The organism is Mesorhizobium sp. M7D.F.Ca.US.004.03.1.1 (assembly GCF_003998635.1).
Taxonomy (GTDB): Bacteria; Pseudomonadota; Alphaproteobacteria; order Rhizobiales; family Rhizobiaceae; genus Mesorhizobium; species Mesorhizobium loti.
Genome location: NZ_RZQG01000546.1, coordinates 1 through 4148, shown reverse-complemented (window position 1 = coordinate 4148; position 4148 = coordinate 1). Strand labels below are relative to the sequence as shown.

The 4148-nt window shown below is 62.9% G+C and carries 3 protein-coding genes and 1 pseudogene; 1 reads left to right on the top strand and 3 read right to left on the bottom strand.

The window, feature by feature from the left end:
• Positions 1-189: 189 nt before the first annotated feature.
• The 3 genes from EN935_RS25070 to xylF form a co-directional block, all read right to left on the bottom strand.
• The gene (locus EN935_RS25070) at positions 190-990 is read right to left on the bottom strand and encodes an ATP-binding cassette domain-containing protein (RefSeq protein WP_127262479.1); all 801 of its coding nucleotides are present in this window, start codon (positions 988-990) and stop codon (positions 190-192) included.
• Positions 991-1001: 11 nt separating this feature from the next.
• The gene (locus tag EN935_RS25065; RefSeq protein WP_109665119.1) at positions 1002-2354 is read right to left on the bottom strand and encodes a sugar ABC transporter permease; all 1353 of its coding nucleotides are present in this window, start codon (positions 2352-2354) and stop codon (positions 1002-1004) included.
• A gap of 246 nt (positions 2355-2600) precedes the next feature.
• Positions 2601-3641, bottom strand: coding sequence for a D-xylose ABC transporter substrate-binding protein (gene xylF / locus EN935_RS25060; RefSeq protein WP_109665116.1), 1041 nt, complete (start codon positions 3639-3641; stop codon positions 2601-2603).
• 270 nt (positions 3642-3911) lie between these two features.
• Here xylF and EN935_RS25055 point away from each other — a divergent pair.
• Positions 3912-4148 (top strand): annotated as a pseudogene (locus EN935_RS25055) (MarR family transcriptional regulator); the annotation flags it as partial.

The following is a 4148-nucleotide window of genomic DNA, read 5'->3' as shown; positions in this document are numbered from 1 at the left end:
CCATCGTCATGCTGATCAGCGCAACGGCGATGAACGCGACGATTGGAAAAAGCTTCTTCAACGGATGATGTGGTCCCTGAGCGAATAGGGACCTTTATGGGCAAGTCGCCGTGCCAACACAATGGCAAGGCCAAGCCATGCTGACGGCTAGCATATCACGAGTCCGGCAACCCGCGACCTGGTCTGACCTCAGGCAGCGATCTTCAGCGCCCCCGGTCCGGGAATGGCACCGGGCGGGCATTTGCCCAGAATGATCATGCCGAGCACCTCGTCCTGGGTCACATCGGTGGTGCGGGCTGTGCCGACGACCTGGCCGTTCTTCATGACGCAGACCCGGTCGGCAAGCTCGAACACGTCGTGGATATCGTGGCTGATCAGGAAGATGCCGATGCCGTCGGACTTGAGCTGCTTGACCAGCTCGCCGACCTGCGCCGTTTCCTGCGGACCAAGCGCTGCCGTCGGCTCGTCCATGATCAGGATGCGTGCATTGAACAGGATGGCGCGCGCGATCGCCACCGATTGCCGCTGGCCGCCCGACAGTTTGATCACCGGCTCCTTGAAGCGCTGGAAGCGGGGATTGAGCCTCCCCATCACCTTGCGCGCCTCCGCCTCCATGGCAACGTCGTCGAGCGTGCCCCAGGCGGTCATCAGCTCGCGGCCGAGGAACAGATTGGCGGCGGCATCGACATTGTCGGCCAGCGCCAGCGTCTGGTAGATCGTCTCGATGCCGTATTTCTTGGCGTCGCGCGGGTTGGAGATCGACGCTTCCTCGCCATTGACGAATATCTGCCCGCCATCGCGCTTGTAGGCGCCGGACAGGATCTTGATTAGCGTCGACTTGCCGGCGCCGTTGTGGCCGAGCAGCGCCACGACCTCGCCGGGGAAGAGATCGATCGAGGCGTCGTCGACGGCGCGGATGCCGCCAAACGCGATCGAGATGTTGCGCATATCGATCAGTGCTGTGGCCGCAGGAGCAATCTTGTCAGTCATGGCCATGCCTCCTAGACGCGCTTGCGATAGACGGTGTCGAGCCAGACGGCGATGACCAGCACGGCGCCGACGACAATGCTCTGCAGCGGCGAGTCGACGCCGAGCAGCACCATGCCTGACTGCAGCGACTGCATCAGCAGCGCGCCGAGCATGGCGCCGATGATCGTTCCCGAACCACCGGCGAGCGACGTGCCGCCAATGACGGCGGCGGCAATGACCAGCAGCTCGTCTAGCGTTCCAAGCACGTTGGTCGCCGAATTCTGCCGGGCCGAGGAGATCGCGGCGGCGATCGTCGCCAGCACGCCCATGATCATGAACACCTTCATGGTGATCCAGCGCGTGTTGATGCCGGCGAGATTGGCAGCCTCGGGATTGCCGCCGATGGCAAAGACATAGCGGCCGAAACGCGTGCGGTTGGTGATGAAGGTCATGACCAGCCCGACGGCGATCGCCATCAGCACCGGTATGGCGATGCCGTGAGCGATGAACAGGCCGCCTTCGGGCACGGTGATGTTGTTGGCGGCCGCATACCGGTTCACGATGCCGATCGGCCACGGATAGGAGTTGGCGAGCCAGACCGCACCCATGATGACGGCGCAGGTGACGACGCCGAGCAGCGTCTCGGCCCAGATCGGACGCAGCGGAAACCGGAAACGCTTGCGCTGCACCCGCCCGTTGAAAAGCGCAAACACCACGGCGAGGCAGGCCACGATCCCAACGACCCAGCTCCAGGTCGCGCCGATCGATCCCGACGGCCCGCCGCCCATGAGCTGGAAGGTGGCGTCAAGCGGTGCCACCGTCTGGCCGCTGGTGACCCACCAGGCAGCACCGCGCCAGACCAGCAGTCCGCCCAGCGTGACGATGAACGCCGGCACTTCGAGATAGGCGATGACGAAGCCTTGAAAGGCCCCGATCAGCAGGCCGAGCGCCAGGCCGATGACCAGCGCCAGAACCCAGATCCACGGATTGCCGAGTTCGAGCCCGACAAACCGCACCAGGAAATGCACCTGGGCAAATCCCATCACCATGCCGATCAGGCCCTCGGCGGAACCGACGGACAGGTCGATGTTGCGCATGACGATGACCAGCACCATGCCGCAGGCCATGATGGCGACCGCCGATGTCTGTACCGACAGGTTCCAGAGATTGCGCGGCGTCAGAAAGGTGCGGCTGTCGAAATCGAGCGGATTGACGCCGAGGCGCAGGCTGGAAATGACATGCAACCCGATCCAGATGATCAGCAGGGCGCCGACCATGCCGAGCATGCGGGTGTCGATCTCGGTCGCCTTCAGGAACCGGGCGACCACGCCGAGCTCCGACGCACGCGCGGTGTCGGCCTGCGGGTTGGACGTCGTGTCGGTCATGATTTCCTCCCACCGGCTGGCCGTCTGACGCGGATGCCGGAACTCAGCCTAGAACGGTTCACCGATTCCCGGAAACGCCGAACCGTTCTATCTCTTTGTTTTGACGCAATTCCGGACGGAAAACCGCTACGCACTTTTCCTGGAATTGCTCCCGAAGCTATCCGCGTGATGCGGAAATACAAATCTTTTTGAGAAAACGCCGCGGCTTTTGGGCCGCGGCGTTCAGATATTTCGACGTGATCCAGATCAGTTACAGGCCGCGACGGTGCCGGCGGCGACGCCCGCGCAGACTTCGTCCTTCTTGATCCAGCCGGCGTCGATGACGACGTTGAGATTGTCCTTGGTGATGGCAACCGGGGTCAGGAACAGCGACTTGACGGTGTTGCCGCCCGGTGTCGTGAAGTCCTTGGCGCCGGCAATGTCGCTCGTCTTCTTGCCGTCGGCGAGCTGCGAGGCGATCTCGGCGGCGTTCTTGCCGAGTTCGCGCGCGTCCTTCCACACCGACACGGTCTGCGTGCCGAGTGCGATGCGGTTCAGCGCGGCGTGGTCGCCGTCCTGACCCGAGACCGGCACGGTGCCGGCAAGGCCCTGCGCCGTCAGTGCCGCGACGACGCCGCCGGCGGTGCCGTCATTGGCCGCGACCACGGCGTCGACCTTGTTGTCGTTGGCGGTGAGGAACTGTTCCATGTTCTTCTGGGCGTTGGCGGGCAGCCAGCCGTCCGTATAGGCCTCGCCGACATTCTTGATCTTGCCGCTGTCGATGGCTTCCTTGAGCACTTCCATCGAGCCCGAGAACAGGAAGTCGGCATTCGGATCGGCGCCCGAACCCTTGATGAAGACATAGTTGCCTTCCGGCTTGACCTTGAACACTTCGCGGGCCTGCATGCGGCCGACTTCCTTGTTGTCGAAGGTCAGGTAGAAGACGTCCTTGTTCTCGATCAGACGGTCATAGCCGACGACCGGAATGCCTTCGTCCAGCGCCTTCTGCACCGCTGGGCCGATGGCCGAGGCATCCTGCGCCAGGATGATCAGCGAATTGGCGCCCTGCGAGATCAGGCTTTCGACATCGGTAAGCTGCTTGCCGGGATTGGACTGCGCATCGGCGGAGATGTACTTGTCGCCGGCAGCCTCGATCGCCGTCTTCATGGCGGCCTCGTCGGTCTTCCAGCGCTCTTCCTGGAAGTTGGACCACGAAACGCCGATGACCTTGTCCTTCGCCTGCGCGACCGACGCGAGCGTCAGCGACATGGCGACACCCGCCAGGATGGCGGCTGTGAATCTTTTCATAATATCCTCCCTGCGCCGCGTATGGCGCGACCAAACTGACCCGAAGGCCGGCACAGAGGCCCTATTTTTTCGAGCCTCGAAAAAATACTGGTCCAACACCCGAACGCTGTCAACATCGATTCTGATGGATTTTGATGTGCTCGCGAATTTTTTTCGGGCCCCGGAATAAATAAATGACAGAGTGGGCGGCTTCTGCCAGTATTTGACTGCGTTGCCGACAGCGTTCGAGGGGCACGGAGAACCGCGGCGACCGGGAGGACTTGAAGAAACATGTCGGTCGGAATCCGCCACGACGATTTGCGCCGGCGCAACCGGGCGATGGTGATTGCGGCCGTGCGCCGCGCCGGACAGCCGTCCCGCACCGAGATCGCAGCGACAACCGGCCTTAGCCACTCGACCATATCGGCGATCTCTTCCGACCTGATCGGCGAAGGCATCCTGACCGAAAGCAAACCAAGCGAGGCCGGCTCGCTCAAACGCGGCCGGCCGCAGGTTGGCCTCAGCCTC